The sequence below is a fragment of the Streptomyces sp. NPDC043685 genome, assembly GCF_056436585.1.
Genome location: NZ_JBWKCH010000016.1, coordinates 1 through 26769 on the forward strand (window position 1 = coordinate 1; position 26769 = coordinate 26769).

A 26769-nucleotide genomic window follows, 5' to 3' on the forward strand; every position below is an offset into this window, starting at 1 on the left:
GGGCTACTCCGGCCACGGCGTCCAGATGGCCACGCACATGGGCAAGCAGATGGCCGCGTACATGAACGGCACCCCGGACGCCAACCCATGGAGCGCCCTGCCCTTCAAGCGGATCCCCGGCCACTTCGGCCCGCCCTGGTTCCTGCCCTTCGCCGGCGGCTTCTACAAGTTCCTGGACATCATCAAGTAGGTAGGACCAAGAGGTTGAGCGGACGGACGGTACCTTTGACGGCACTCTGAGGCCTGCGACCCCTCCACCTACCGTCCGCCGCCGCCAGCTTGGCCGGGAGATGATCCACGGGTTGGATGAGATCGGCCTGGCCTGCTCGGACCTCGTGGTCGGGAGGCCGTACCTGCCTGGTCAGCGTTGACGGCCAGACTATGGGCTCGTTGGGCGATGGCATCGGATGCTTCGGCTGGTCGTATCGTCCCCCAGGCCCGCGCCGACCTTGTCGACGCGGGCCTCACCGATGCGCCGCGACTGCTGGGCCACCTGCCCGATCAGCAACTGACCTTGTCCGCCCCGAGCCAGGCAGCACCACCAACGCGAGGCATCCTCAGTCGACTTACGCATGGGATGTCCCCATGCGTGAGCAGTGCATCGGCTCAGACGGGCAGGTGACTACCGCTGTCTGCGGCCCTGGGGCGAATGCGGCGTCGCCCGGCTCGTCCACTACGGCGACCGAAAACCTGGCACCTCGCCCCAGCCGGTGCATGCCCAGAGGGGCTGTCCGGCCCCACAGCCGGACAGCCCCGTCCAGGAGGCTCATCGATCTCGGGTGCCGCACGCTGAGTATGGGGGTGGGCCAGGCAGGGGAGAGCCTGAGTGCGGTTCTTGCGCGGGGCCCGGCATGGGCAGTAGTGAGCGCGGGAAGCGGGATGGCCCAGGGCGGCGAACGAACGGACGGAACGTCGCAGCCGGTTGCCGCAATCGGTGGCTCGCCCCCCGAGCGGCAGCTGGGGCCCGCCGGTACGTCGACGAGCTCGCTGCCATCAGGGCCGGGGACGAGGATGTCGTCTTCGCTGCAGCACGCGCTCGATCATGTGGTCGATCGGTCATGTTGCCGTCGGCGGTCGTCCGCGTAGGAAGGTGAGACGCAGGACAGGCCGTTCAGCCCGATGCTGTTCGTGATGTTCGTCAGGGATGTAGAGCGAGGGTGGGGATGCGGAGCGAAGGTGCTCAGAAGGCGGTGTACCCGCCGTCGACGGGGAGAACCGCTCCGGTGATGTACGTCGACTCCGATGACGCGAAGAAGAGGGCCGCGTCGGCCACCTCTTCGGGGGTGGCGAGGCGTTGGAGCGGAATTTGCATCTCGCGTTCGCGGCGGTAGGCCTCCGGGTCGGAGCTGCGCTGGAACGCTGCCTCGATGACCGGGGTGACGGTCAGACCTGGGGCGACGACGTTGACGCGGATGTTGCGCGGGGCCCATTCGATCGCCGCGCCCTTGGCGAGCATGATGAGACCTCCCTTGGCGGCGGAGTAGAGGACTTCCCCGGGCTTGCCGACCATGCCGAGTCGGGAACTGATGCAGACGAAGGAGCCTCCTTCGGGTGGCATCAGCGGCGCGAAGTGCTTCATCACAAGGAACGCGCTGAGCAGGTTGCTGTCGAGTACGTTCTTCGCGTCCTCGTAGGGCATCTCGGTGAGGGGGCTGCTGGCCTGTAGGCCGTGGTTGATGACGACGACGTCGACAGTGCCGAGGGACTCGGCGGCCTGGCTGGCCAGGGCCTCGACGAACGCCTCGTCGTTGAGGTCTCCAGGGACGTACAGGTCGTCGGGCTGGGCGGTGTCGAGTTGCTCCCTGCGGCCGGTGAGCAGCAGTCGCGCTCCCTCGCGGCGGAAGTGGGAACTCACCGCCTGCCCTATGCCACTGCTGGCACCGGTCACCAGGGCCGCGACGTTCTCGAGTCTCATGTCAGGCACTCCTTCACATAAATGGGCGGTCAGGCCGGGGGCTCGGGTACGAGGCTCTCGTGCCGAGTCCGGTCAGCTGAGGAATCCGCGGGCGTCGACCGGCCACCGCTCCAGCGACGTGCCCGTGCTGTCGGTGACGAAGAACTCCTCGAAATTGACGACGACCGGGCAGACATGGTTCGGCACCACCGGCACCACGGTGCCGACCCTGGGGCGGAACTCGCCCGCGGGCAGCGCGAGGAATCCGTGGTACTCGTTGAGCTTGGACAGGAAGGCCTTCCTGCCGGCGACCCGGCCGTAGCCGCGCTCGAGGCTGCCTTCACGGCTGAGGGCCTTGGTGCCCGCATCGATGATGACCTGGCCGGGGACCCAGTCGCTGACCACGGTGGCAGCGACGAACAGCGCGATCTGGTCGTCCGTGCAGGCGCCGAGCCGGGCGTTGTTCAGGTCGCCGAAGACGTACTCGCCGGGACGGATCTCGGTGATCACGCTGCTGGTGGAGAACGCGACGGTGGGGGTGGAGCCGGCGCTGACCACCTGTGCGGTGATCCCGACGCCGCCGAGGCTGCGTACCGCGGTGGTCAGCGCGGCGTCCTGGTCCTGCGCGGCGCGTTCGCGAGCGTCCGGGCCGGAGCTGCCGTGACCTGGATAGGTGAAGACGCCCACCGGCACCAGGCCGCGCTTGCGGGCGGCGAGTGCGAGGTCGCCCGCGGCCTCGGGCGGCGCCCCGGAACGACGGGCGCCGCAGTCGACCTCGACCACGACCTGCAGCCGGTCCGGTTCGTCTCCCATCGCGTCGGCGAGGGCCTCGATCGCCGCGGCGTTGTCGACGCCGACCCGCAGCCGGACGGACTCGGCGAGCCGGCGGATCCGTGTCCCCTTCGTTCCCGCGGGCCAGACCGGGTAGGCGAGGAAGATGTCGTCGAATCCGGCCGCGGCGAAGACCTCGGCCTCACCGACATTGCCCGCGGTGATGCCGACCGCCCCGGCCTCGATCTGCCGCCGGCCGATCTCCACACACTTGTGCGTCTTAACGTGCGGCCTGACATCGAGGTCGTGCTGAGCGGCGAAGCTCTGCATGCGGTCGATGTTGTCCTGTACGACGTCGACCAGCACGATCGGCGCGGGGGTGTCGACCCGCTCGACCAGAGCGTCGAGTGCTCGCTGGAGCCGGTTCACGCTGCACTCCTCTTGCTTGTGTCTGGGAATTGAGCGAGGGGCGCGGATACCGACTCCCTCGAATGTCGCACGTGCGTGGTCCGCCACATCACGCGCGCCCACGCTGCACCACTGTCGTGCCCGGCCCTACACCGCAGTGCAGACCATCTGGATCTCGACCGGACTGTTGAGCGGCAACCCGGCGACACCGATCGCGGTGCGAGCGTGCCGTCCGTTCTCGCCCAACACCTCGATGAGCAGTTCGCTGGCCGCGTTGGCGACTCGCGACTGCAGACCGAAGTCCGGCGTACTGGCCACGAAAACCAACATTTGCACTATGCGGACCCGGTCCAGATCTCCCACCGCCTGCACGGCGGCGGCGAGCGCATTGAGTGCGGCGTGGCGCGCGAGCTCCCGGGCCGTCTCCAGCTCGACGTCCCGGCCGACAATGCCCTGACCCAGCAGTTCACCATCTCTGTAGGGCAGTTGGCCCGAGATGTGGATGCTGGACCCCACCGCCCGCTGGTCCACGTAGTAAGGGTTGTTGCCGAGGCTTGGAAGCTCCAGGCCGAGGGCGTGGAGCCGCCCCGCAGCCGAGCCGGTCGCAGCGGCCGATGTCGCAGGCCGGCTCACTGCGCCACCGCCGTAGCCGGGGCAGGACGGGGGTCACCGCAGCTGGTCCCGAGAACCCACTTCGCACGTATCTCGATCATCTGTGCCTTGTTCTCCTTCTGAGGAAGGGGTGGAAGGAATGCCGCATAGGGGTCAAATTAACCGCACGATTGTCGTTTGTCGACCATCTGACACCATCGCTCGTTGCCGCATGGTGGCTCAAGATAGCCCTCGGGTGGTCGTTTGTCGACCATCTTGTCGTGGTCGTTCACTCCAGGTGGGCCAGACCAGGTGTGGGCGCCGTCTGGGGCTGGTCCGCGCCGTCGAGGTGGCGGCCGGGTACCGCAGACGGCACGACGCCCAGGTGGCCGCCTCGCTCAGCTCCGCCAGATCACCAAGGACGGCGACGAGAGGGCCAGCGATGCCCTGGCATGCGCCTACCGGACCTGCAAGCAGCCCCTGCCTTCCAGTCCGTTCCCTCGCCCTTTCCAGAGGAGCAGACGACCCTTCCCACATGCTCCCCCGACCAACTGATGCACAGCATCTCGTGAATCAACGTCGGCACCATGGGTACTCCACATCAAACTCCAACCCTTTGAGCTGCTTTGGAGAGTCATGACAAGCGAGATCAAGAACGGAAACCGGTTCTGTAAGGCATGTGGTACGCCTGCGGAGGACGGGAAGTTGTGCAGCCACTGCGGCACGGTTTTGGACTTCCCTGATGACGGTGGGCTGATCGTGGACGAGGGCGCGGCGGTGCGGCGGGACTTCGAGGGGCGCACCGGTCAGTGAGAAGGCTGAATGCACGGGCGCACCTCCCTGTCGGGGAATGCCCTTGGGCGACAAGAGCACAACGCCTCCCGACTTCCGCTCGGTCCGCGAGCGCGTGAGGTCGACCGAAGGCCGGTTCTCGTGCCGGCTTCGGTAGATGAGCACCGAACAGTGACGCTGCCGTGCGGAAGACGAGGGGGATGGCGATGGAAGCGGCCAAGTGGTCGGTGGATAGAGAACGTCTGACCCAGTGGGTTCCTGAGGGCGAGCGGATGACAGCCGGCTGTGCGGTGACGTACGGACGCACACTGTGGGGCCTGATCCCGCGACGCGCTTCACTCCTGTTGACCGACCGTCGGGTGCGAGTACTGCGTCACCGAGGCAATGACCTCCGGTATGCCATACGCGGGATCTGGTTCGAGGTGATGCGGGGTGAGGCCGAGGCGGTCTGCAGAGACCCGCACGTGCGGGTGGAGTTCGATAAAGGGCAGGAGATCGAACTGCGCAGACACGACGGTGGGGTGGAGCGCCTGCGCATCAGTCAATGGGACGCGGTGCATGCCGAAGCTCTGTACGCGGCGTTCCCTACTGAGAGCAGTGACCCGCAATGACGTGACAGCGACCCGCACCCCTGGCTGCTGGCCAGCCCCCGCCGCATGCAAGACCGTCCTTTTCTGATCCTCGTGGGAAGGTGCCGCGAGCGTACTCAAATCTGTCGACAAGCACGTGCGCGATGGAAAGAATCCGGGGCCATGGTCTATGTCATCGAACACGCGCATGAGGAGCTGACGACGCGTGGCCCCGATCTGGCGGCAAGTCGGTGAGCGTCGCTGTGCTCCCCGTGCTGTGGCTCTGTGGTCCGCCAGGAGTCGGTAAGACCACAGTTGCCTGGAAGATGCACTCCCACCTCATACGGGCCGGTATCGAGAGCGGTTTCGTAGACACTGACCAGTTGGGGATCTGCTACCCCGAGCCTGTGGGGGATCCGGGGCGGCACCGTCTGAAGGCACGCAACGTTGATGCGGTGGTGGCCGGCTTCAAGGCGGCCGGCGCCCGGTGTCTCATCGTCTCGGGTGTCGTCGATCCCGCTTGTGGAGTGCACGTCGACCAGATTCCGCAGGCCGCGGTGACGGTCTGCCGCCTGCGTGCCGGCCGGGAGGTGCTTCGGCAGCGGTTCACCGGCCGCGGAGGTCCTGCCGAGTTGGTCGACGAGGTGCTGCGGGAAGCCGATGCCCTGGAGTTGAGCACCTTCGCGGATGCCTGCGTCGACACCAGCGGATTGCCGGTGGACGAGGTGGCGCGGCGTATCGGGGAGCGAACCGGCGGATGGCCGGCCTCGGTGCTTGGCCGGTCAGCTGACGCGTCCGAGCCGTCGGCGGTCACCGCTGCGGGCAGCAGCCCAACCTTGGCGCAGGTGGGACCTTCCGCTGATCTCCCGGTTCTGTGGCTGTGCGGCGCGACCGGCGTCGGGAAGTCGACGGTCGGCTTCGAGGTCTACCAAAGAGCCCTGGGCGCTGGTGCCACCGCCGCGTATCTCGATCTCGACCAGCTCGGCTTCTGTCGCCCGGTTCCGGATGATCCCGCCAACCACCGGGTCAAGGCCCGCAACCTGGCTGCCGTGTGGCGGACTTACCGTGCGGCTGGGGCCCAGTGCTTGATCATGTCCGGCCCGGTCGAGGACGAGGCCACGGTCAAGGCGTACGCCGAGGCGCTGCCTGCGGCCGAGCTCACGCTGTGCCGACTGCACGCCGGACGGCAGCACCTGACGGAACGCATCATGTCCCGTGGACACGGCGGCAGTTGGGTCCAACCGGGTGACCCATTGCGGGGGCAGTCCGTCACACGCCTGCTCCACTTCGCCGACCAGGCGGTGGCATCCGCGGCCAGCCTGGAGGATGCTGGGATCGGTGATCTGCGCATCGACACCGACGGACGTACCGTCGAGCAGGTAGCCGACGCGATCACTGCCGATGGCGTCTTGTCAGAGCTGTGCAAGCAGGTGTGGCGTCCGAGCTGACGGGACTTCAAGCGGGGCCGGGCCGGCCGCCGACTCACCGTGCGCCTCGGTGAGCCGGCGGTCCTCCGGAGCAACCACGTTGTCGCCGGCAGGGCCCGGCCCAGTGTGCGGCAGCCAGACCGGCCACGATCTGTCCATGGTCCATGTACGGGGCTGGCCACAGCACCCTGATCAGCGTCAGGCAGCGTCGTCGTGGCCGAGGCTGCTGCCCAGCCCACGAGAGGCCTTGACCTGTGCGAGAAGCTCCTGCGCCTTGGCCGTGACGCCCTTGATGGCGTCGGCGCCGACGACGAAACGCAGCGGCGGCTGGTTCTGGCCGGCGAGGGCCAGCAGGGCGCTCGCCCGGTCCAATGGGCGGTGTCGCGCATCTCGCCCTGACTGCCGTGTTTCGGGACCGGGTACACCGACTTCGAAGCCAGGCTACGCCGCGAACGCAACGTCGCCCGCTACGTCTTCCTCGACGAAGCCACCCGCACCCTGTACGCCGACTGGGAGCAGGTCGCCGGCGACTGCCTGGCCATGCTGCGCCTGTACGCCGGACGCCACCCTGACGACCCACAGCTCACCGAGCTGATCGGCGAACTGTCCCTGCACAGCGACACCTTCCGCCCCATGTGGGCCGACCACGACGTCGTCGCCCACACCACCGGCACCAAACGCCTCTGCCACCCGTTCGTCGGCGACCTCACCCTCGACTACCTGGTCCTGGCCGTGGAAGGCGACCCCGAACAGACCCTCACCCTCTACACCCCGAACCCGCCGCGCTTTCCGCCGAAGCCCTCGGCCTCCTCGCCAGCTGGACCGGTGCTCCGGCCACCGGGCCGCACACCCGTGCAGAGAAGACCGACCCAGCCGGCTGAGCACGGGTGGCAAGCATCGTCGTTGGGCTCGGAGGAGATGGTGTCGAGCCTTTGTGCTACTCGGTGGCCTCGCAGGCCGCGAGGTACTGCGCCGTCTTATGGTGCCCCTACGCAGCGGCGTGCCATGGGGGCAGGGCGCAAGCCAAAGCGGGGTCCACACATAGCCAAGATGGCCAGGGTGGCCGCCATCGGACCCGCTGAAGTGGGTGATCTGCGGTCGGAGGCACTGCGCGGCGCGGACGCACGCCCGAGCGAAATTGACAGGGTTTGCGCACGGGGCGAACCTGGAATCAGACGCCCTGAACGGCCTCATAAGTCTGTATTGCAGCCAGACTTGCGTTCGTCGACTCCGGCCGCGCCCGAGAGGAGACTCGCATGTACGGGCATGTGCGCACCATCACCGGGGACAAGCCGATCCCCATGATCAAGGTCAGCGTCTACCGCCCCGACCTCACGCTGATCGACCACGCCTACACCAACGACGACGGTTCGTACAGCGTCGAGGTACCGGCCGGTGAGACGGTCACCGTCCGGTTCGACACCCACTACTCGCTCAACAACGCGGACAGCTGGCAGCCGTCGTTGGTCACCGATGTGGTCGCCGACGACGCCGTTCCGCTCGACCGCCGTCTGATCCCCGTGGGTCAGTTCGCGGACACGGCGCGTGGCATCGACGTCCTCGCCGCCAACCTTCTGGCCTCGGCCGTGGAAGGGCCGGAGTACGCCGCCCACGCCACGACCCGGCTGTCCCAGATCAAACAGCACACGCTGTACCTCCAGCACATCCAGGCAGCCCTCATGGAGCACTTCACGAAGCAGGCCGACGTCTGAGGGGCCGTGCCTGACGCAGGTGAAAGGACGGTTTCATGTCCGAGACGAATGTCGATGGCGAGGACGTGCAGGCGGTCATCGAAAGGCTCGATACCGGCGATGGACCCGGCACCGACAACCTTGACGACCTTCCGGAGAGCGACTTCGTCGGTAGCGCCGAGGACGACGCGGAGGCCGGCCCTCAAGCGACCGCCACCATCCCTTATGACTGTCCCGTCGCGATCTTCATCGACGAGCTCAGCGCAACCGGCCACGTCACCCACATCTCGTACAAGAAGACGTCGGTCACGCTGCACCACAACGCCGGCCGCCTTTCACATCAGGGTGTACTCGACGTCTGGAAGGTACGTCCGGCTTCGGCCCACTTCGACGTGGACGCCGCGGGAGCCATCGCTCAGTACGTCAAGGTGAACGAGTACGCCTGGGCCGTCGGCAACACGGCCGGTAACCAGAGCTCGATCAGCATCGAAATGGCGAATGCGACACTCGCGCCCGACTGGACGGTGGGCGAGGCGACTTGGAAGAACGCCGCTCGTCTCGCCGGCTGGCACTTCGCCGAGGTGATCGGCGAACGCCCGAGCAGGAGCAACCTCTTCTACCACCACCACTGGTCCTCGACCGTGTGCGCCGGCCCGTACATGGACCAGATCTACGACGAGGTCCTCGCCGCGGCACAGGTGGCGTACGACCACTTCATGGGTGCACACTCCACCCTCTGGCCGGATACCGAGCCCGTAGCAGTCGAGCGCCAACGCGAAAGGAGTCGGTGAGATGGCGTCCCTTGTTGTGGATTAGCCGATCACTGTTAGGGAGTGGACCGAGGGCGGATGCCCAGTTGTAGGCGCTGGCGAGGGCGGCGTCGCCGAGCAGCAACGGGGCGAGGGCCGGCACCATCACAGCCGTCACTGCAAAGGCTTCCGACCCGGACACCATGATCAGCGTGCCCGGGTCGATGTGCCCCTCAGCAGATATCGAGGTTGGTGAAGTCGTACGTCGCGTAGTCCGGGAAGTTGTAGATGTTGCCGTCCGCGAGGGCGTAGTACGAGTACGTGGGACCCCAGAAACGGACCTGGGCCCCGCCAGTCTGGTTGTTGCGCACAGAGAGCGCGTCGATGAAGTTCGAGAGCGACCGCGTATCGCACTTGAACAGGTGGAAAATGCTGTGCTTGCCGTCGCCCTGACCAATCGCCACGCAGGCGATCCCGGATGCCCGGGAGCAGTCGATCAGCTCATCCCTCCGCTTGTCACCCGACACATCCCGCTTCACCCATTCGCCAGAGAACAATGGGTAGATCTGCGGTGTCCATGCGGTCGTTCCCGTCGCACCGTTCTGTGCTGCCTGTGCTGGTGCCTGCACCGTCAGCGGAACAAGGACTGCGGCGATCATCGTCACGACCATTGCAGCCGCCCGTGTTCTGATTCTTCTCAAGCTCATTTGATCCCCTTTGTAGTCGCAATCGATGCAGCCAATCCGGTGGCGCGATGTCGTCACCACGGCTGCTGCTGTGACCCGACCGGAGCGCTCACATCTTCTGCTCCACCAGGTGCCGTAGCGGCCAAGAGCTCTCCCGCGTCAGCGCCTCGAACCGTAGATCCCGCAAGGAACCGCGCGACACTGACAGATGTCAGGGTGCGGCGTGCGAAGCCGGCCGACGCTGCGCCCCTTCTGTTCCCTGGCAGAGGGGCCGACGTCACTGCACTGGCGAGCAGGCCCGCGACAAGGCCGAACGTGCAAGCACGTCTATCGGGATCGCGCGGCTCCGCTGTGAATTCCGCTCGGCGGCTAATCCGGTTGCCGCTGGGGGTGGTTGGCGGGTTGACTGACCGGCTATGAACCTGGCACAGGCGGCCAATCGGCTCGATTTGGGGCAGTTGCTGGATGCCCCGTTGCTGCTCAAGGATGACGAGCAGAGCCCGGTGTGGAAGGCCGTTACTGACTCCGGCTCATGGGTGGTGAAGATCGCCCAGCCCTGGGGTGACTTCTGGCTGCCCATGGCTGCCCAGGCAGGGGCGCTTGAAGCCGCCGCGTGGGAGATCGGTGTCGCGATGCCCGAGCCGCAATCGACGACTCTGGGAAAAGCGGGGCTGTGGCGACCGGTCGGGGACGGTTGTTACGCCCGTGCGGTGCGCTTCGTCGAGGGCGCGCATCCGACCGCGCCGACGTCCGAACCGTTGGCGGCATGGGCTGGCGGGCTCGTCGCTGACCTTGCGCGGTGCGCGATTCCAGCCGATCCGACCGTCGATGGCGACTACCGGTCGTACTCCCAGGGGGAGTGGGAGGAGTGGTTTGCTCAGGCCGAACGCCTCGAAGTCCTCAGCGCGGCGGATGTCCGCATCCTCAAGCTGTCGGTGGAGCAAGCCGATGCCATGGTCGAAGATCAGCAGGAGTTGTGGCGACGCAAGTTGGTCATGCATCGCGACATCCGGCACCAGAACATTCTGACCGGCTCCGAAGGGCCGGTGGTGTTGGACTTCGATGCCGCTGGAGCGCAGGACCCGTGGTGGGAGTTGGTCTTCACCGCTTTCCATCTCGCCGGCTTCGGTCGCCGGTTTGAAGTGCCGGAGCGCCGTATCGTCGAAGCCTGCCTCTCCGGGTACGTCGCTGGGGGAGGGGCAGTTGGGGCGGTCGATGAGTCGGCGTTCACCGGAATGTTCACCGGACGCGTGGGAGCTTCGGCTTGGCAGCTGTGGATGGCATGCGGTCACCGGGGCGGGAGTCCGGAATACCAGGCCGGCTTCGCTCAGGCACTCAGGGAGTCGGTGAAGGCGATGGCCGTGATGCTCAAGGCCATGCCGACCTGGGCCACTTGGCTCAAGACGTAAGTGGGGGATGCTGGGCGAGGCGCCACCAACACTCGATCTCATGGGAGAGGTGTCTCCAGCAGGTGACGCCGGAGCCGGATGTCCGTGCTCAGCCCCCTGTTCAGGAGGAACCCCCCTGCAGGCTGGCGCGCGCAAGAGTCCAGCACCCCTCCCCAAAGGGCCGTCCGTTCCTACGGACGCCGAACTCGTACAGACGGGCCTCGGCCCACCGCACACTGGGGAGTAGATCGTCCGTAAGCGTGTCGGGACTGAAAGCAGCGTGTGAGGTCTCGTTGTCGGTGCAGCCGTCTATCGTCGCCCTCATGACACAGATAGATCTTGGTGCGTTCCATCGTGAATGGACTCGCTTCGAGTCGTGGCTTATGACGCACTCGCCCTCCGACCAGGCAGCCTTGCGGAGGCCGGCGGGACGCGAGCGGCAGGCCGAGCTGGAATCACGGCTGGGCTTCGCCCTGCACCCGGAGCTGAAGGCGCTCTTGGACCTGCACGATGGAGCCGCTGAGCCTGTAGCCGACCTGAGCCCGCGCACAGTCCCCCGCACGGTTCGGCCCGCTGGGTCGTTTCTCCCTTTGCACCATCGGCTGTGCAGTGTGGACGACATGGCGATGATGCACGACGTGCTCGTCGAGGTCAGCGAAGACTTCGTCGAAGCGGGATCGGCGGACGAAGAGGAACTGGCCGCAAATCTGCATCGATGTGTGCCGTTCGCTCTTCCCGAAGACGGCGGTGTCGCCCTTATCGATCACCGCCCCGGACCTTCGTACGGGCATGTGTATGAGATGGGCATCGGATCCGGAGACCTGGACGGAACCTTCTGGGCGACAGGTTTGACTGAGCTCTTCCGAGCTCTGAGCAACGCCTTGGAGACAGGCACTCCCTTCCTGCAGTACTGGCCCGCGAACTCCAAGGACGAGTCGGGCCGTGGCTACCTTGAGTGGGAGCTTCGAGTCTGAGTGCGGCGCGGCCACCGCCAGATACCGGCATGAGGCCGGCATTGCCTCCGGCCTCATGAACAGCTCCCGCCAACTCGGCGGCGCCTGGTCCGTCGGCACACATGCTCGCGGGTGACATCGCGCACCCGGCCTTGAACAGATCAGCATGTGAAGCTCGGGGTTCGTGCGGACTCAGGCGCCCACCGTCCCGTCGACGCCCTCACGCAGAAAGTCCGCGTGCCCGTTGTGGCGGCCGTACTCCAGGAGCACGTGCATCATCACCATCCGCAGTGATACCTCTTCGCCCCATCTTGGCTGGTACCCGGCCAGGTCCAGGGAATGGGCCTCCCGCTCGATGCGACGCGAGTTCTCCACCTCGGCCTCCCAGGCTCCGAACGCCTCGTCCCTGGTCGAGGCGCTCGCGTCGTACGCCGCCTGGAAGTCGATCTTGTCGGACCAGACCATGGGCGCGTCATTGTCCTCGAACACTCGACGGAACCAGGCGCGCTCCACCTCTGCCATGTGCCGCACCAGACCGAGCAGCGAAAGCGTCGACGGCGGCATCGACTGCTGCCGAAGCTCCTCGTCAGTAAGCCCTTCGCACTTCATGGCAAGGGTCGCACGGTGATAGTCGAGGAAAGCCCGCAGCATGTCGCGTTCGCTGCCAGAACTAGGCGGTCCTGTGCGATTGTCGCCGGTCACCGGTCGTGCTCCTCGTGTCGTTCCTGAATTCGAGGCCAGTATCCACTCCCGTCGACTGCCCCCTCGGGATGGCCGTCTGCCGGACCCGACTGTCATCACGCGGGTTGGCAAGGCTTGTTCAGCTCCGGTGGCGACGGCGCGACATTGTCGTGACGCTGGCCGAAGGGAAACAGCTGCGGCCGGAACGAAATCCGTGGCGCTGCCTACAGCGACCGCGACCTGGCCGTGTTCCTCGAAGGCGCGGATATCGCCGACCCGGAGGTCATCCTGGACGACCCAAAGTGTGTGGAGAGGCGCCGCGGCCCCTCCCACGGAACGCGTACTGCTAACTGGACCTGCGCCAGTAGCTCACCGCGGTCGGCGTGGTCGGCCCGACCATGGAGCCGACCACGGCCCGGCCCTGACTCAGACCGGGCGCCGTCCTCGCCGAACAGCGGCAAGCCGGCGGTGAGCCCGGGTCCGGCCGCCGGTGGGGCCGGAGTATCTGAACCCAACCCGGCAATCAGGCCGCGACAAGCTCCTGCTCGCGGTCCGGCGTCTTGAGCTGGGGCTTCTTCTTGTTCGGCAGCGAGAGCCGGAAGACCTTGCGCCACGCGGAGAACACCTGCTTGGGCAACGGCCCGGTGACGTACTCCAGCTCGTACTTTTCGAACAGCGCGCGCACCTTCACCGCGACCTCGGCGTACCGGTTGCTCGGCAGGTCCGGGAACAGGTGGTGCTCGATCTGGTGCGACAGGTTGCCGGTCATGAAGTGCATGGCCTTGCTGCCGCTGATGTTCGCCGAGCCCATCATCTGGCGCAGGTACCACTGGCCGCGCGTCTCGCCCTTGATCGACCGGCGCTCGAAGACCTGGACGCCCTCGGGGAAGTGCCCGCACATGATCACCGAGTGGGACCAGATGTTGCGGACCAGGTTCGCGGTGAACGTGGCGGCGAGCGTGGGGAGGAACGACGGCCCCGACAGCAGCGGGTGGATCACGTAGTCCTTGAGCACCTGCTTGCGGATCTTGCGGCCCACGGCCTTGGCCCGCGCGCGGAACTCCGGGTTCTTGCGGCGGCGCTTGTGCAGGTTCTTGCCGAGCTCCAGGTCGTACGCCGCGATGCCGTACTCGAAGAAGCAGGCGTTGATGAAGTTCCACAGCGGCTGACCGAGGTGGAAGGGGTGCCACTTCTGGTCCTCGTCGACGCGCATGATGCCGTAGCCGAGGTCGTTGTCCTTGCCGATCACGTTGGTGTACGTGTGGTGCAGCTCGTTGTGCGAGTGCTTCCACTGGTCGGCCGGCGAGACGTGGTCCCACTCCCAGGTCGTGGAGTGGATCTTCGGGTCCCGCATCCAGTCCCACTGGCCGTGCAGGATGTTGTGGCCGATCTCCATGTTGTCCATGATCTTCGCCACGGACAGACCGGCGGTGCCGATCAACCACGCGGGCGGGAAGATCGAGAACAGCAGCACGCCCCTGCTGACCAGCTCGAGCTTGCGCTGCGCCGAGATCACCTTGCGGATGTAGGCAGCGTCTTTCTCTCCGCGGCCGGCGATCACCTCGTCGCGGATCGCGTCCAGCTCGCGACCGAGCTCCTCGATCTGCTCCGCGGTCAGGTGGGCGGTGGGGTCAATGGCGGTCAAAGTGCTCCTACCGTTCGATGTCGCAGGGGCCCGCCGCGGCGGACACACAGGTCTGGATCAGGACGCCCGGCTCGGCCTCGGTGAGCTCTCCGGTGCGCAGGTCGCGGACGGCGCCCGCCTTGAGCGGGGTGACGCAGCCGAAGCAGATGCCCATGCGGCACCCGGACGGCATGAGCACACCGGCCTCCTCGCCGACGTCCAGCAACGGCGTGGCGCCGTCCGCGTCGACGGTTTTGCCGGTGGTGCTGAAGGTGACCTCGCCGCCGTCGCCGGTGACGACCACGCTGGGACGGAAGCGTTCGGTGTGCAGGCGCTCCGGTACGCCGTGATCGCTCCAGTGCTTCTCGGCGGCGTCGAGCAGGCCCGCGGGTCCGCAGGCCCAGGTCTCGCGCTCGGCCCAGTCGGGCACGAGTTCGTCGAGACGGGCGATGTCGAGCATGCCGTCGATGTCGGTGTGCACCTCGGTGAGGCGCAGCTTCTTGTCCGCGACCAGATCGTGCAGTTCGTTACGGAAGATCACGTCCTGCGGCTGCGGCGCGCAGTGGACCATGACGACGTCGTCGAACTCGGTGTCCCGGAGCATGCCCATCACGGGCGTGATGCCGCTGCCGGCCGTCAGGTAGAGCACCTTGGCGGGCTTGGCCTGCGGCAGCACGAAGTCACCGGTCGCCTGGTCGAGCTGGATCAGCGTGCCCGGCTTCGCTCTGCGGACCAGGTGGTTGCTGACCTTGCCGCCCGGGATCGCCTTCACGGTGATCGTGACGCGGCCGTCCCGGCGGTTTGTCGGCGAGGTGATGGAGTAGGCACGCCACAGGCGCACCCCGTCGACATCGACGCCGATCCGCACGTACTGACCGGCCGTGTGGCCGCGCCAGCCCCGTCCCGGCCTGATCACGAGGGTCGCGGCGTCACCCGTCTCGGGGTGCACGGCCTCGATGCGCCCACGCAGGTCAGCACCCGCACGCAGCGGGCTGACCAGGTCGAGGTAGTCCGACGGCAGGAGCGGCGTCGTGACCATCTCCAGCAGTTTCCACGCCCTGCTACGGAGGGCTGTACTCGTCATGACTCCAGCTTGCTGTGCCTCAGGGCGTAAAGTCCTGACCGCAGGATGTGAATCAGGTCGCCTGAATTGTTCGCAGGGAACAAAACATGAGTCATGCAATCCAGAGGGCCAGCGAGCTGGCCCTGGATGAGAGGACGGTCACCGCACTGCGGGCCGCGCTGAAAACCACCGCCGACGAGGTCGTCCAGGCGATCATCGACGAGGTCCCCTCCTACGCCAACGCCCTTTCGGGCAGCATGGGCGGCACCATCCGCCGTGCCGTCCGCACCGCCCTGGGACACTACCTGGACCTCGCGAGCGGCAGTGCCACGGGCGGCGACGGCGGTGACGCGGCCTACGAGCTTGGCCGCGGCGAGGTACGCGACGGCCGTTCGATGGACGCCCTGCTCAGCGCCTACCGCGTCGGCGCCCGCGTAGCCTGGCGCTGCCTGGCCGCCGGCGCCGTATCCACAGGTCTGCCCGCCGCAGAGGTCGCCAAGTTCGCCGAGCTGACCTTCGCCTACATCGACGAGCTCTCCGCCGCGAGCGCCGCGGGCCACGCCGACGAACTGGCCGCCCAGGGCAGGGCGCACGAGCGCCACCTGGAACAGCTTGCCCGCGACCTCCTCGCCGGCGCGAGCCCGGACGTACTGCTTGTCTCCGCTCAACGGGCCGGGTGGCAGCCCCCGGTTGCGCTGACCGCGGTGCTGCTGCCCGCCGCCCAGGCCCGGCCTGCCTACCGCGTGCTCGACCCGAGCACCCTCGTCCTCGACGATCTGCCGGATGCCACCGGTGTGCTGCTCGTTCCCGATGCGGACCGATCACATCTCTTGCGGCAACTGACGGACCGCACCGCCGTGGTCGGCCCGGCCCGGCCATGGACGCGTGTGTCCGCCTCGTACGCACGAGCCGTTCGCGCGCGCTCCCTGTCCTCCGATATTCGCGACACCGAGGACCACCTGCCCGAGCTGGTGCTGAGCGCCGATGCGGACGCGTTCGCAGACCTGCGTGCCCGAGCCCTCGCACCGTTGCGGACCTTGCCTGTCGCGACCGCGCGGCGCCTGGAGGAGACGTTGCGGGCGTGGCTGCTGCACCAGGGCAGGCGGGAGGAGGTGGCGGCGGCGTTGTTCGTCCACCCCCAGACCGTCCGGTACCGGATGTCGCAGCTGCGGGAGCTGTTTCCGGATCTCGCCTCGCCGGACCGGGTCCTTGAACTGACGTTGGCGGTCGGTCTTCGGGCCGGCTGACGCGTACGTCGGCCGTCCACCGCCGCGCCCGCGAGCGGCCCAGGAACCGTGCCTCGTGCGGCTGCGGCTGGGTGACCGGCCGGGGGGCCAGGCCTGGGTATCAGGGGCCGGGGGCCGGGTCGCTTACGCCGTGGACTACCCGTGGTTCTGCGTCGGCCCAGTGCCTCCCTCCCGACAGGCCAACCGGACGACCGACCGGGTCGGCCTGGCCCCACCGCGCGAGGGATGATGGGGATGGAATGACGGAACGTAAGGTCAGGAGCTTCCATGGCGAAGCGGGTGCACCGACCCCGTGAGGACGCGGAGTTCGACTTCATCCTCGGGATGAGCGGAGTTCCGGTCCTCGCGTACTTCACCGGGACATGGCCCAAGGCAATCGAGCCCTGCCGGGTGATGGACCTCGTCGTGGGTGGCATCGCCGACGACTACGCGGGCCGTCTGACCGCCGTCCGCGTCGACATCACGCGTTGTCCGGCCGCGACCGAGCGATACGGGATCACCGGGGCTCCGTCCTACGTCCTGCTGAAGCAGGGAGAGGCGGTGGCGCACGGCACGGGGCCCATGACCATCACCGAGGTACGGAAGGTCCTCGACGGCCACGTCTGAGCGGCCGCCGCGGCACGTGGCCGCTACGCCCGTCACGTCTGATCGACAGGAGCTGGGCCTCCTGAGACACCTTGGGGCTGAGACACCCCCACAGGTCACAGAACGCGGTCGATCGCGGTCGCGTCCGGCAGCCGCCCGGCTGCTGCCACGATCTCGGGCAGAGCGCAGCATCACGGCGCCAGTCTCGACGGACAACGCCCCTGGCAGTCCAACACTGAGCAATTGAGCACGTCAGTGCCTTTCAGGACGGCAGTCGCAGGGCGAGCAGGGCCACGTCGTCGGTGCTGCCGGGCGGCATGCGGTCGAGTAGCTGATCGCACAGGGTGTCGAGCGGTTCGTGGGCGAGAGCGAGGGCGTGGTGGCGCAGACGGGTGAGGCCGGTGTCGAGGTCGCTGCCGGGGATTTCGATCAGGCCGTCGGTGTAGAGCAGCAGGGTGGAACCCGGCGGCAGAGACTGCGCGGCGTTCGGCCGGCTGCCGACGGTGCCCGAACCGGCGCCGAGGAGGAGCCCCTGCCCGGCTTCGAGGTACTGAGCCTGCCCGTCCTGGGCCAGCAGGAGCGGAGGCGGATGCCCGGCGCTGGTCCACCGCAGGGTCCATGGGCCGGTGTGCGGGTCGCCTTCGAGCAGGGCGAGGACGAGGGTGGCCATCGGGACGGTGGTGATGGCGGGCAGAGCGTCGTCGAGGCGGTCGACGACGGCACCGGGCGGTCCGGTGCGGTCCCAGGCCAGTGACCGCAGGATGCCGTGCAGTTGTGCCATGCCGGCCGCGGCGGTGAGATCGTGACCCACGACGTCGCCGATGACCAGAGCGAGCGTGCCGTCCTTCAGCTCGAAGGCGTCGTACCAGTCGCCACCGACCTGGGAGCCGGCCGGGGCTGGCTGGTAGCGGGCGGCCAGTTGCAGGCGGCCGAGCCGGGGCAGCGGTGCGAGCAGGTTGCGCTGCATCGCCTCGGCGACGGCACGCTGTCGGCCGAACCGGCGGGCGTTGTCGATGACCAGCCCGACCCGGCGGCCGATGTCGCTCACCACTTTCAGGTCGTCGGTGTCGAAGGGGGACGCTGGGTCGGTGCGCACCAGCGTCAGGGCGCCGGTGACCTGACGAGGGGAGCCCAGCGGCACCGTGATGGCGGATGTCGCGCCCACCGTCCGCAGGAAGCCGCTGTGGACGGCGGCCAGCGCAGAGCCGGCCGGTGCGGCGACGTCAGCTTCGCGCTGCAGGACGGGATCACCGCCGTTCAGCACTTGGACCAGCGGAGAGCGGGCTCCCACCTCCGTCTGCGGCAGGCGCTCGCGCCAGTCCTCGTGCGCGGCGTGGCGGCCCCCCGGGCCCGTCACCGCCACACGGTGGACCTGTCCGGTACTGATCCGCAGGTCCACCGCCGCCCAGTCGGCCAGGCGGGGAACCAGCAGACGGCCCAGACGGGCGAGGGCCTCGTCGATCTCCAGTGTCTGACCCAGCACGTCGGTGATCTCCGCCACCAGCGTCAGCCGCTCGGTGCGGTCCTCGAGAGCACGCGTGTAGGCCGCCCGCTGCCGACGCGTGCTGCGGTCACCGGCGGCGTCGGTCAACAGCACGGCCATGCCTTGGAAGGCGCTGTCGTCTCTCAGAGGAGAAGCGGACCAGGAGATCGCGGTCAGACGGCCGTCACCGCGCAGACAGATCTCACCCTCCCCCCGTGCCTCGGCTCTCTCGGCCAGGGCCCGCAGCAGCGGACACTGCCCCCGGGGAACCGGACCGCCGGCCGCATCCCGGTGCAGCAGATCGTGTGCGTCTTCGCCCCGCATGGCGGCGGCGGCGCGGCCCAGCAGGCGCTCGGCGGCCGGGTTGGCCGCGAGAATCCGTCCGGTGGAGTCCACCACGATGAGAGCCGTGCCCATCCGTCGGACGACCTGCTGCCAGAAATCCGGCTCGGCCGCCGACCGGCACCGCCACTCATCTCCCATGTCCTCCACCATGCCGCCTTTCCAGTCATGCAAACCCTCTCCGGAAACCGCGGACGCGTCGGCAGGCCGGCACATCAGCGGATGGATGACTCCGGAGTCGACAACGATCGGTACGACCTGCTTCAACGCTCCGTCCGAGCGGCAGGGAACGGGCTCCGGTCTCGACGTCCAAGTCGTACTGACCAGGAGCTCGCCCGGCGGGCCTTCGGTACATGGTCGTCGGCGTGCTTGCAGATGCGGGGGTGTGCCGTCGCCACGCCATCCGAGCCGGCCGCGCCGTCATGGAGTCGGGCGCCGGGTCCCGACGTCGTCTTACGGAGTCGGACACCAAGGTCCCGATCCGGCGGTATCACAACACGATCGGCCCGAGTTCCGCCGCTGTTTCGGCCAGGGCGCGGATCGCCGGGTTGTCGGACGTGGAGCGCCAGGTCAGGGCCCATGGGAGGGCAGGGGCGTCGGGGAGGGGCAGGAAGACGATGCCTGGGGGGTTGTTGTAGCGGGCGGCGACCTCGCCCAGTGGCTGCACGCATTCCCCCGAGGCGACCAGCGAGAGCACTTCGTGGAAGGTCCGCGCGACCGGCCCCCGCGGGACGCGCCGGCCGAGCGGGGTGCGCATGGGGATCATGGACGCCACCCAGTAGTCGGGGGCGTCGGGGCCCAGGTCGACCACGCGGTTGTCGGCGAGGTCCTCCAAGGACGCGGTGCCGCGTGCGACCAGCGGATGGTCCTCCGCCACGGCCAGGACACGGGCCCCGGTCAGTACCGTCGGCCCCACCGTGAGATCCGGTTCGGCGACGGGCAGCCACACCACATGCACGTCATGCTCGCCGGTGCGCAGGCCGGTGAACGGATCGCTGCCGTTGATCTCGCCGAACTGGATGTCGCTGCCGGGACAGCGGGTGCGGAACGCGTCGACGAGAGGGCGCAGTTCGTGTCCGGCGTGGCCGAACACACCCAGCCGTAACGTCTGGCCCGTGCCGGCCGCCCGGGCCCGCGCGAGACCTGCCTGGAGGAGGTCGACGGCCTGCTGGAGGTCCTCGCGCAGGCGCCGGCCGACGGGCGTCAGGGCCACCCGCCGGCTGGTGCGGTCGAACAGGGCGACACCGAGGCGGCGTTCCTCCCTGCGGATCACCTGACTGACGCGGGCCTGGGACACCCGAAGCCGCTCGGCGGTACGGCCGAAGTGCAGTTCCTCGGCCAACGTCAGGAAGATCTCTATGTCGCGCAGCTCCATACATAACCCCCGAGTTATGGATAGCCCCGCGGATCTTATCTTGTTCGGTCACTGACCTGCGTCGATGCTCGTAACACAACCCCACCGGACAGGCGGAGCACCCCTGACCCACCGATCGAAAAGGGAGGGCATCGATGAGTGATGTGCAGGCCATCGTCGACCGCTTCGAGATCGAGGCGCTGCGCGCCGAGTGCACCGACGCGGTGATGATGCGTGACTACGACCGTGTCGCCTCCTTGTTCACCGATGAGGGCATCATGCGATGGCCGCACATCGGCAAGGAGTTCGCCGGCCGGGAGGAGATCCGCGCGGGGGTCGCATGGGGGCAAGGACTCTGGGAGTTCTTCGTGCAGCACGTCCATCCGGGCGTCATCCGGCTGGACGACGACGGCGACACCGCGACCGGCCGGGCGTACATCCAGGAGTTCGGGCGGATGCGTGACGGCAGTTCGCACCTGAACCACGCGCTGTACCACGACCGTTACCAGTGCACGCCCGACGGCTGGAAGTTCAGCGAACGCGTCTACGAGGTCAGGTACGTGGACTTGTCGCCGCTCGCGGGCTCACCGCCACCCCAAGCTCGGGACACCCCTTCGACGTCTCCCACCGCGCGAGCGGTGTCGGCCGGTCACCTCTTCACATCGACGCATCGAGCGAAGGAGCAACTGTCATGATCCTCATCACGGGAGCCAACGGCGTCGTAGGACGTCAGGTGATCGACCAACTGCTGGGGGAGGGCACGGCCGTCACCGCGGTCACGCGCGGGAGCGGCGAGACCCGGTTCCCCGACGGCGTGAGGGCCGTCCGCGGAGACCTGTTCCATCCCGAGTGGATCGAGGCGGCGCTGCACGGAGTGGAAGCGCTGCAGATCAGCCCGCGCGCCGTCGGGCCCGGCCTCGGTCAACTGCTGAGGCTCGCCGCCGAGCAAGGCGTACGACGTGCGGTGCTGCTGTCGGCGACCACCGTGGAATACCCGGCCGGAGAGGCCCGCTTCGCCGCCCAGTTCGAACACGCCGAGAAGGCCGTCATGAACTCGGGCCTGGACTGGACGATCCTCCGCCTGGCCGACTTCGCCGCCAACGCACTCGCCTGGGCACCCCAGATCAAGGCCGGTGACGTGGTGCGCGGCGCGTACGGCCGGGCCGCCACCTCCCCCCTCCACGAAACCGACATCGCAGCGGTCGCCCAACTCGCCCTGCGGGGGACCCTTCAGGGCAAGTCGATCCACACACTGACAGGCCCTCAGTCACTCGACCAGAGCGAGAAGGTACGGCTCATCGGCGCCGCCATCGGCCGGACTCTGTCCTTCCAGGAACTGCCGCCCGAGCAGGTACGGCAGGGCATGCTCGCCCAGGGGCTGCCCGAAGAAGTGCCCGACCGGCTGCTGGGCTCGCTCGCCGACTACGCCGTCCGGCCGGGCCCCACCACCAGCACGGTCCACGAGCTGCTGGGCAGGCCCGCACTCACCTTCGCCGACTGGGCACGCGACAACGCACTCGCCTTCCGCGGATGACCAACCGCTACTTCACGTTGTGCGCGAACCAGCGGTGGGAACAGCTGCCGCATTTGTGGTCGTCGCCCAGGGTCCACCCCTGGCACACCGTGCAGAGCAGGCAGTTCAGGATGTCCGTTCCCCCTGTCAGCCCCACGTTCTCGAGGCGGGACAGGGCCCTCCTGCGCACCTCTTCCAGTTGAGGCTCCAGCTGCGCGAAATCGGCCGCGTTCTCTTCGAACGCTTGCTCCTGCGCGTCGTTCACCTGCGTATTGAGACCCACCGTCTTCCCTCCTTTCACAGTAGAGAAGCTGTGTATCTCTTTCGATTGTCTCCCAGGCCGGGCACGGGAGCATCCGGATGCCATGCCTCTCAGGACGCGAATCCGCGGGCCGCTCGGAGGATGTCGGCGGGAGCCGTTCCGCACTGGGCCCACGCGATACCGACACCCGCGTGCATGCGCACGATCTCGTCGCCCAGGGGGATCGGCAGGTGGATCCGGGACTGCATCCACACCGCGGCGGCGTGCGCGTCGGCGGGGTCGAAGCCGTCGGCGAGGACGACGAACTCGTCACCGCCGTAGCGGGCGACCGTGTCGCCGTCGCGCACAGCCTGACCGAGCCGCTGGGCGACCTTGACGAGGACGCCGTCCCCCGCGTCGTACCCGAAACGGGTGTTGATCGCCTTGAAGTCGCGGAGGGCGAAGAACAACACGGCCAGGCCGTGCGTGATGCCGTCGCCCACGGGGGCCCGGACATGGGTGTGGGGGATCGCGACCTGAGCGGCGCGGCCGGGGTGGGCGTCGTCGTAGAGGTCGTCGCCCTCCTTCGCGGCGTCGGGCCCCTGCTCCGGGAGTGGGCAGAGCCGGGCGGCGATTCGGGCGTGCAGCTCGGCGGAGTTCGGCAGGCCCGTGAGGTCGTCGTGCGAGGCGCGGTGGGCGAGATCGAACTCGCGTCGTTTGCGCTCCTCGATGTCCTCGACATGGGTGAGCAGGAAGCGCGGGCCGTCGGCGGCGTCGGCGAAAACACTGTTGCGCAGTGAGACCCACAGGTACGTGCCGTCGCGGCGCCCGAGGCGCAGTTCCGCACGCCCGCCGTCCGCGCTGGTGCGGAGCAGGGTGCCTATGTCCTCGGGATGGACGAGGTCCGAGAGCGAGTAGCGGCGCAGGGCGGTGGCCGGGCGGCCCAGCAAGCGGCACAGCGCGTCGTTCGCCCGGAGGATGCGGCCGTGGTTGCCTCCACCCATCTCGGAGATGGCCATACCGCTGGGCGCGTACTCGAAGGCGTGTCGGAAGGACTCCTCGCTCGCCCGCAGCGTCTGCTGCTCGCGCTCCAGTCTGACCAGGGCGCGTTGCATGTTCGTGCGCAACCGCGCGTTGCTGATCGCGATGGCGGCCTGGAAGGCGTACTCCTCCAGGTCCCGGCGCTCGTCCGGCCTGGGGCGGCGGCGGGTGAGAGGCCGGTCCACGGAGATCACGCCGATCAGCTCACCGTGGGAGGCTCCCGAAGCGCTCCGGGCGTACATGGGGGCGAAGAGGCGGTCGGCGGGGTGCCAGTCGTCCTCGAAGCGGGGGGCTGGGCCGTCGGTGTACCACTGCGGGACGTCGTCGTTGTCCAGGATCCAGCCCTCGGTGTGCGGTATGAACACCAGGTCGCCCCAGTGCTCGCCCATGCCGAGGCGGCGCTCCCAGGACTCGCGGGAGCCGGAGCGGCCGGTGATGAGGGCGTCGGCGGCGGGGTTCCCGGCGAAGGCGGCGACGACGAGGTCGCCGTCCGGCCGGACGAGGTTCACGCACGCCAGCTCGTACCCGAGTCCGGTCACGACTCGGTCGGCGACGATCTGCACGGTGTCCGCGAGGCTGCGGGCGAGATGGAGGTCCTGGACCACGGCCTGCAGATTGTGACTCCTGTCGATGGCGAGCGCGCTGTGCGTGGCGAGCTCGGCGGCGACCGACAGATCGGCTTCCTGGAAGGGCTGCTCGGCGGGGTGCCGCAGGAGGACGGCCGTGCCGATGATCCGCCTGCGACCCTGCAGGGGCACGAGGACGGTGTGGCCTCCGCCGGGTGCCTGATGCCCCTCGCCGAGCAGTTCGGGCAGCGCGGCCGCCCCGACCGGCGAGTCGCCACCGACCGGCGTCGCCCCGTTGAGTACGTCGAAGAGCGCACTGCCGGGTCGTACCTCGCACCGCGTGGCACCCCCTGCGGCGTGGAGCGGGTGTACCTGTTGCAGCCGCAGCACCAGCGGGCCCGCGTGCTCCTCGTCGCCCACCGGGATCGGGTCCCGCAGATAGACCATGACGGCGTCGGCGACGGCGGGTACGACGGCCCGGCACAACCGCGTCACGATGTCCTCCGGGTCCCTTCCCCGGGTGATCCGGCGGGCCGCCTCGGAGATCTCGCCTTCGGGGTCGACGGCCGGGGACCGTGGGGATTCGAGCGCGGGGACGGGCGTCTCCTGGCTGGTCGGCGGGTTGTCCGGGGTTGTTCCGGACAACCCGGCGGGTTGTCCTTCCGGGGTGTGCCGAGCCTGCCCGGGCACGGAGGGGCCGGCTCCCGCCGGAGCAGCCGAGGGAATCGAGGACGACCAGTAGCCCACCTCGTCGGCGGCCTGCTGGACGGCCTCGTGCTCCTCGTCGAGGACGGCGCGCGCCTTCTCCAGGGCACGGTCCACGTCGTTCAGTGCAGCGGCGTCGGGGCCGAGCGCGTCCAGATCGGGCCGGGACGGCAGCGGCGCAGGCTGCTCCGTACGGGAGGGTTCGTCCTCTCCCATGCGCAGCCGCAACTCGGCCAGTTCGGCCTCCAGTTCCTGGATGCGGCGGGCCGCGTGATCGGCGACCTGCTGGGCGATGCCCCGCTCCCGCTCGGCGCGGACCAACTGTTCACGCAGGTCCGTCTCCTGCCGCTGCGCCCGTGAAAGGAGCTCCAGCACCCCCTGACCCTCGGGGAGTTCGACCCGCAGCGACTCCAGCGCGTCGAGCCGACGTCGCAGTTCGGCGACCTTCGCCTGGGCCTGTCCGAGCATGACGAACAGCAACGTGGCGATGGAGAGGGCCTGTTGGCGGCCGTGCTCGCCGGCCTCGTAGGCCTGGCGGGCGCGCTGCATCTCCTGGAGGACCTCGATGGTGCGGTCCTTGGCCTCCAGCAACACCCGGGCGGGCACCAGCTCCTGCGACTCCGTGACCGCCGTAGGGTTCGTGCGCGCCCGGTCCCACAACGTCCTCGCCTCCCCGAGCCGCCGCCGGGTGAGGTCGGCCTGTTCGTGGGGAAAACACACGTCGGCCACAGCCTCGACGAGGTCCCACTCCAGCGATTCGCCGGCCAGCCGGTCCCGCAGCCGGCGTAACTCGGGCACGGCCCCGGCGACGAAGTGCTCGGGAGTGAGCCGTACGTGCAATTCCTTGACGGAGACGCCCGTTTCGTCGAGCCAGGACCGCACCATCGCGACCAGCCGGTTGATCTCGACGCACGAGCCCCGGGCCGGTCCCCACGGCCGCCCCGCCCGTTTCCTCTCGCCGGCCACCTTTTCTCCCCATGGTTTGTTCGCCGGACAACCCCCTGTTGTCACCGGAGAAACATCCAACCGTCCCACCTGCGGTTCTGCCCGGGGATCGTCGTAATCCGTCATTGACACGACACGACACGACACGACACGCCATCCGTCATCCACACCACACGACCCAGGCGGTGCCTTCATGAACAACACCTTTCCGGCGTTCCTGCTCCTCGCGCTGGCGGTGGCCGTCCTCTTCTCCGTCGTCGCCGCCGCGATCGCCTTCGCCCTCGCCCGCTGGGAGGGAGCGGCGGTGCCGACGGCCCTGTCCCGCGGTGGCGTCGCCTTCGCCGCGAGCCTCACCCTGTGCCTGGCCGTGTTCGCGGCGTTCGACGGGACGTAGTGGAGGGGCGGGGGCAGGGGGAGAAGCATGCAGAGCAGAGCAAGGCCCTTGCCTGCGGTTACTTCGCCGGTAGGGGCCTTGCCGTTGCGGCCGGCCGTGACGGCTGCTTCGGCGTCCTGGTGTGGCACGCCGTCTGACTGCCGAGGGCGCTCGAAGGCTGTCGAGAGGACGCAACCGCGACTGGTGCAAGTGGCGTCAGGCGCCCAGCGCCACGCACTCCGCCGCGCAGGTTGAGGGTCGTACCGACATTGACCATGTGGCAGCTGGCCGCTGCCGCCTTGATCGTCACGCACCGTCGCAGACCTGAGGCCCCGCTCCCAGCCAAGAGACGTGCCGGATCGCGAAACAACTTCTGCCCCGCTGTCACCCATCTGGCCTGCCGTGATGGCAAGGCGAACGCAGTCCGGCAAGGGTGGGGTGGGCTTCGCCGTCCATGTCGGCCAGGCCCTTCCGACCGAACGAACCTCAAGGAGCTCGGCCATGTCTGAACGCAACACCGCCATCCGCAGCCTTCATGATCTCGGTCTGGCCGCCTGGTTCGGAGGCTCGCTGATGGGGGCGGTCGGCCTCAACGGGGCGGCGCAGGGCGAAGGCGGCACGGAGATGAACCGTGACCGGATCTCTTCGTCGGGCTGGGCGAAGTGGGCGCCGGTCAACGCCGCCGCGATCGGAGCGCACCTGTTCGGTGGTGGCGGGCTGCTCGCCGTGAACGCGCACCGTGTCGCCACGCAGCAGGGCGTGGGCGCCTCTACAGCGGCCAAGACCGTCATCACCGCTGCGGCTCTGGCCGCCACGGCCTACGCCCGCGTCCTGGGCAAGAAGGTCGAGCTGGCCTCCTCCACCGACCCCGCTGACGCCGAGAAGGCGGACAAGCACCCGATCGACCTCGACAAGGCGCGGCGACAGCTGGCCACTGCCCAGTGGGCGGTACCGGCCCTGACCGGATGCCTGGTCGTGCTCAACGCTCTGCACGGCGAACAGCAGCGCCCGACCGAGCAGATTCCCGGCATGTGGGAACGGGCCCGCTCCGCCACCCACCTGATGTCGTAGAGCCGTGCAGAGGGCA

The 26769-nt window shown here is 68.3% G+C and carries 26 protein-coding genes and 1 pseudogene; 15 read left to right on the forward strand and 12 right to left on the reverse strand.

Features of this window, described 5'->3' with window-relative positions:
• Nucleotides 1-190: pseudogene (locus tag AC0665_RS36415) on the forward strand (FAD-dependent oxidoreductase); the annotation flags it as partial.
• A gap of 990 nt (nucleotides 191-1180) precedes the next feature.
• Here AC0665_RS36415 and AC0665_RS36420 read toward each other — a convergent pair.
• The 3 genes from AC0665_RS36420 to AC0665_RS36430 form a co-directional block, all read right to left on the reverse strand.
• Entirely contained in the window at nucleotides 1181-1915 is a 735-nt protein-coding gene (locus AC0665_RS36420; RefSeq protein ID WP_478706686.1) for an SDR family NAD(P)-dependent oxidoreductase, read from the reverse strand.
• A 72-nt stretch (nucleotides 1916-1987) separates the two neighbouring features.
• The gene (locus tag AC0665_RS36425; protein ID WP_478706687.1) at nucleotides 1988-3094 is read right to left on the reverse strand and encodes an alanine racemase; all 1107 of its coding nucleotides are present in this window, start codon (nucleotides 3092-3094) and stop codon (nucleotides 1988-1990) included.
• Between the two features lie 126 nt (nucleotides 3095-3220).
• Nucleotides 3221-3706: a RidA family protein gene (locus tag AC0665_RS36430; protein ID WP_478511565.1), complete on the reverse strand. Its 486-nt coding sequence runs from the start codon at nucleotides 3704-3706 to the stop codon at nucleotides 3221-3223.
• Between the two features lie 594 nt (nucleotides 3707-4300).
• Here AC0665_RS36430 and AC0665_RS36435 point away from each other — a divergent pair.
• The 3 genes from AC0665_RS36435 to AC0665_RS36445 all read left to right on the forward strand — a co-directional run bounded on the left by AC0665_RS36435 (nucleotide 4301) and on the right by AC0665_RS36445 (nucleotide 6473).
• Entirely contained in the window at nucleotides 4301-4477 is a 177-nt protein-coding gene (locus AC0665_RS36435) for a double zinc ribbon domain-containing protein (RefSeq protein WP_478706688.1), read from the forward strand.
• A 185-nt stretch (nucleotides 4478-4662) separates the two neighbouring features.
• On the forward strand, nucleotides 4663-5067 hold the full coding sequence (locus AC0665_RS36440; protein WP_478706689.1) for a hypothetical protein: 405 nt from the start codon (nucleotides 4663-4665) through the stop codon (nucleotides 5065-5067).
• A 284-nt stretch (nucleotides 5068-5351) separates the two neighbouring features.
• The gene (locus tag AC0665_RS36445; protein WP_478706690.1) at nucleotides 5352-6473 is read left to right on the forward strand and encodes a nucleoside/nucleotide kinase family protein; all 1122 of its coding nucleotides are present in this window, start codon (nucleotides 5352-5354) and stop codon (nucleotides 6471-6473) included.
• Between the two features lie 177 nt (nucleotides 6474-6650).
• Here the strand turns inward: AC0665_RS36445 and AC0665_RS36450 are convergent, their stop codons facing one another.
• Nucleotides 6651-6824 carry a hypothetical protein gene (locus tag AC0665_RS36450; RefSeq protein WP_478706691.1) on the reverse strand — a complete coding sequence of 58 codons (174 nt, stop codon included), beginning with the start codon at nucleotides 6822-6824 and terminating at the stop codon, nucleotides 6651-6653.
• 27 nt (nucleotides 6825-6851) lie between these two features.
• Here AC0665_RS36450 and AC0665_RS36455 point away from each other — a divergent pair, with 27 nt between their 5' ends.
• From AC0665_RS36455 to AC0665_RS36465, 3 genes are read left to right on the forward strand one after another with little or no spacing between them, the layout of a single operon-like run.
• Nucleotides 6852-7757 (forward strand): MmyB family transcriptional regulator, encoded by a 906-nt coding sequence (locus AC0665_RS36455; protein WP_478610990.1) that lies wholly within the window; start codon nucleotides 6852-6854, stop codon nucleotides 7755-7757.
• Nucleotides 7709-8164, forward strand: coding sequence for a peptidase associated/transthyretin-like domain-containing protein (locus tag AC0665_RS36460; RefSeq protein WP_478610737.1), 456 nt, complete (start codon nucleotides 7709-7711; stop codon nucleotides 8162-8164). The genes AC0665_RS36455 and AC0665_RS36460 overlap by 49 nt, the downstream gene beginning before the upstream one ends.
• Nucleotides 8165-8199: 35 nt before the next feature.
• Nucleotides 8200-8934, forward strand: a complete 735-nt coding sequence (locus AC0665_RS36465; RefSeq protein WP_478706692.1) for a peptidoglycan recognition protein family protein — start codon at nucleotides 8200-8202, stop codon at nucleotides 8932-8934.
• A gap of 191 nt (nucleotides 8935-9125) precedes the next feature.
• On the opposite strand, the gene AC0665_RS36470 is transcribed toward AC0665_RS36465, so the two are convergent.
• Nucleotides 9126-9659: a hypothetical protein gene (locus tag AC0665_RS36470; protein WP_478610740.1), complete on the reverse strand. Its 534-nt coding sequence runs from the start codon at nucleotides 9657-9659 to the stop codon at nucleotides 9126-9128.
• 335 nt (nucleotides 9660-9994) lie between these two features.
• Here AC0665_RS36470 and AC0665_RS36475 point away from each other — a divergent pair, with 335 nt between their 5' ends.
• Together AC0665_RS36475 and AC0665_RS36480 are read left to right on the forward strand one after the other, a co-directional pair.
• Nucleotides 9995-10987 carry a phosphotransferase gene (locus AC0665_RS36475; RefSeq protein ID WP_478610742.1) on the forward strand — a complete coding sequence of 331 codons (993 nt, stop codon included), beginning with the start codon at nucleotides 9995-9997 and terminating at the stop codon, nucleotides 10985-10987.
• A gap of 302 nt (nucleotides 10988-11289) precedes the next feature.
• Nucleotides 11290-11940 carry an SMI1/KNR4 family protein gene (locus AC0665_RS36480; protein WP_478706693.1) on the forward strand — a complete coding sequence of 217 codons (651 nt, stop codon included), beginning with the start codon at nucleotides 11290-11292 and terminating at the stop codon, nucleotides 11938-11940.
• Between the two features lie 171 nt (nucleotides 11941-12111).
• Here the strand turns inward: AC0665_RS36480 and AC0665_RS36485 are convergent, their stop codons facing one another.
• The 3 genes from AC0665_RS36485 to AC0665_RS36495 form a co-directional block, all read right to left on the reverse strand.
• Nucleotides 12112-12621 carry a DinB family protein gene (locus AC0665_RS36485; RefSeq protein WP_478511554.1) on the reverse strand — a complete coding sequence of 170 codons (510 nt, stop codon included), beginning with the start codon at nucleotides 12619-12621 and terminating at the stop codon, nucleotides 12112-12114.
• A gap of 502 nt (nucleotides 12622-13123) precedes the next feature.
• Nucleotides 13124-14245, reverse strand: a complete 1122-nt coding sequence (locus AC0665_RS36490) for a fatty acid desaturase family protein (RefSeq protein WP_478610745.1) — start codon at nucleotides 14243-14245, stop codon at nucleotides 13124-13126.
• Between the two features lie 7 nt (nucleotides 14246-14252).
• A complete protein-coding gene (locus tag AC0665_RS36495) occupies nucleotides 14253-15308 on the reverse strand; it encodes a ferredoxin reductase (RefSeq protein ID WP_478610747.1) in 1056 nt (351 codons plus the stop codon).
• 86 nt (nucleotides 15309-15394) lie between these two features.
• Between AC0665_RS36495 and AC0665_RS36500 the strand changes: the two genes are divergently transcribed.
• Nucleotides 15395-16534, forward strand: coding sequence for a PucR family transcriptional regulator (locus AC0665_RS36500; protein WP_468414565.1), 1140 nt, complete (start codon nucleotides 15395-15397; stop codon nucleotides 16532-16534).
• 267 nt (nucleotides 16535-16801) lie between these two features.
• Nucleotides 16802-17140 carry a thioredoxin family protein gene (locus AC0665_RS36505; RefSeq protein ID WP_468639902.1) on the forward strand — a complete coding sequence of 113 codons (339 nt, stop codon included), beginning with the start codon at nucleotides 16802-16804 and terminating at the stop codon, nucleotides 17138-17140.
• A 241-nt stretch (nucleotides 17141-17381) separates the two neighbouring features.
• Here the strand turns inward: AC0665_RS36505 and AC0665_RS36510 are convergent, their stop codons facing one another.
• Together AC0665_RS36510 and AC0665_RS36515 are read right to left on the reverse strand one after the other, a co-directional pair.
• Nucleotides 17382-19085 carry a SpoIIE family protein phosphatase gene (locus AC0665_RS36510; RefSeq protein ID WP_478610749.1) on the reverse strand — a complete coding sequence of 568 codons (1704 nt, stop codon included), beginning with the start codon at nucleotides 19083-19085 and terminating at the stop codon, nucleotides 17382-17384.
• A gap of 349 nt (nucleotides 19086-19434) precedes the next feature.
• Complete coding sequence (locus AC0665_RS36515) at nucleotides 19435-20319, reverse strand: LysR family transcriptional regulator (RefSeq protein ID WP_478610751.1); 885 nt, start codon at nucleotides 20317-20319, stop codon at nucleotides 19435-19437.
• Nucleotides 20320-20453: 134 nt separating this feature from the next.
• Between AC0665_RS36515 and AC0665_RS36520 the strand changes: the two genes are divergently transcribed.
• Complete coding sequence (locus AC0665_RS36520) at nucleotides 20454-20993, forward strand: nuclear transport factor 2 family protein (protein WP_478610753.1); 540 nt, start codon at nucleotides 20454-20456, stop codon at nucleotides 20991-20993.
• Nucleotides 20990-21832, forward strand: coding sequence for an NAD(P)H-binding protein (locus AC0665_RS36525; RefSeq protein ID WP_478610755.1), 843 nt, complete (start codon nucleotides 20990-20992; stop codon nucleotides 21830-21832). Before AC0665_RS36520 ends, AC0665_RS36525 begins: the two co-directional genes overlap by 4 nt.
• Nucleotides 21833-21839: 7 nt before the next feature.
• Here AC0665_RS36525 and AC0665_RS36530 read toward each other — a convergent pair whose 3' ends face one another.
• On the reverse strand, nucleotides 21840-22094 hold the full coding sequence (locus AC0665_RS36530) for a hypothetical protein (RefSeq protein ID WP_478610757.1): 255 nt from the start codon (nucleotides 22092-22094) through the stop codon (nucleotides 21840-21842).
• An 89-nt stretch (nucleotides 22095-22183) separates the two neighbouring features.
• Entirely contained in the window at nucleotides 22184-23725 is a 1542-nt protein-coding gene (gene cdgB / locus AC0665_RS36535) for a diguanylate cyclase CdgB (protein ID WP_478706732.1), read from the reverse strand.
• A 1777-nt stretch (nucleotides 23726-25502) separates the two neighbouring features.
• Here cdgB and AC0665_RS36540 point away from each other — a divergent pair.
• Both AC0665_RS36540 and AC0665_RS36545 read left to right on the forward strand, forming a co-directional pair.
• Nucleotides 25503-25703: a hypothetical protein gene (locus tag AC0665_RS36540; protein ID WP_478706694.1), complete on the forward strand. Its 201-nt coding sequence runs from the start codon at nucleotides 25503-25505 to the stop codon at nucleotides 25701-25703.
• Nucleotides 25704-26183: 480 nt separating this feature from the next.
• A complete protein-coding gene (locus AC0665_RS36545; protein WP_468414551.1) occupies nucleotides 26184-26753 on the forward strand; it encodes a hypothetical protein in 570 nt (189 codons plus the stop codon).
• Nucleotides 26754-26769 lie beyond the last annotated feature (16 nt).

What these genes read in the sequence shown, in the direction of transcription:
- AC0665_RS36420 (WP_478706686.1), bottom strand. Translation starts at nt 1,915, where the DNA reads ATGAGACTCGAGAACGTCGCGGCCCTGGTGACCGGTGCCAGCAGTGGC.
- AC0665_RS36435 (WP_478706688.1), top strand. Translation starts at nt 4,301, where the DNA reads ATGACAAGCGAGATCAAGAACGGAAACCGGTTCTGTAAGGCATGTGGT.
- AC0665_RS36440 (WP_478706689.1), top strand. Translation starts at nt 4,663, where the DNA reads ATGGAAGCGGCCAAGTGGTCGGTGGATAGAGAACGTCTGACCCAGTGG.
- AC0665_RS36445 (WP_478706690.1), top strand. Translation starts at nt 5,352, where the DNA reads ATGCACTCCCACCTCATACGGGCCGGTATCGAGAGCGGTTTCGTAGAC.
- AC0665_RS36460 (WP_478610737.1), top strand. Translation starts at nt 7,709, where the DNA reads ATGTACGGGCATGTGCGCACCATCACCGGGGACAAGCCGATCCCCATG.
- AC0665_RS36465 (WP_478706692.1), top strand. Translation starts at nt 8,200, where the DNA reads ATGTCCGAGACGAATGTCGATGGCGAGGACGTGCAGGCGGTCATCGAA.
- AC0665_RS36475 (WP_478610742.1), top strand. Translation starts at nt 9,995, where the DNA reads ATGAACCTGGCACAGGCGGCCAATCGGCTCGATTTGGGGCAGTTGCTG.
- AC0665_RS36480 (WP_478706693.1), top strand. Translation starts at nt 11,290, where the DNA reads ATGACACAGATAGATCTTGGTGCGTTCCATCGTGAATGGACTCGCTTC.
- AC0665_RS36495 (WP_478610747.1), bottom strand. Translation starts at nt 15,308, where the DNA reads ATGACGAGTACAGCCCTCCGTAGCAGGGCGTGGAAACTGCTGGAGATG.
- AC0665_RS36500 (WP_468414565.1), top strand. Translation starts at nt 15,395, where the DNA reads ATGAGTCATGCAATCCAGAGGGCCAGCGAGCTGGCCCTGGATGAGAGG.
- AC0665_RS36505 (WP_468639902.1), top strand. Translation starts at nt 16,802, where the DNA reads ATGGCGAAGCGGGTGCACCGACCCCGTGAGGACGCGGAGTTCGACTTC.
- AC0665_RS36510 (WP_478610749.1), bottom strand. Translation starts at nt 19,085, where the DNA reads ATGGGAGATGAGTGGCGGTGCCGGTCGGCGGCCGAGCCGGATTTCTGG.
- AC0665_RS36515 (WP_478610751.1), bottom strand. Translation starts at nt 20,319, where the DNA reads ATGGAGCTGCGCGACATAGAGATCTTCCTGACGTTGGCCGAGGAACTG.
- AC0665_RS36520 (WP_478610753.1), top strand. Translation starts at nt 20,454, where the DNA reads ATGAGTGATGTGCAGGCCATCGTCGACCGCTTCGAGATCGAGGCGCTG.
- AC0665_RS36525 (WP_478610755.1), top strand. Translation starts at nt 20,990, where the DNA reads ATGATCCTCATCACGGGAGCCAACGGCGTCGTAGGACGTCAGGTGATC.
- AC0665_RS36540 (WP_478706694.1), top strand. Translation starts at nt 25,503, where the DNA reads ATGAACAACACCTTTCCGGCGTTCCTGCTCCTCGCGCTGGCGGTGGCC.
- AC0665_RS36545 (WP_468414551.1), top strand. Translation starts at nt 26,184, where the DNA reads ATGTCTGAACGCAACACCGCCATCCGCAGCCTTCATGATCTCGGTCTG.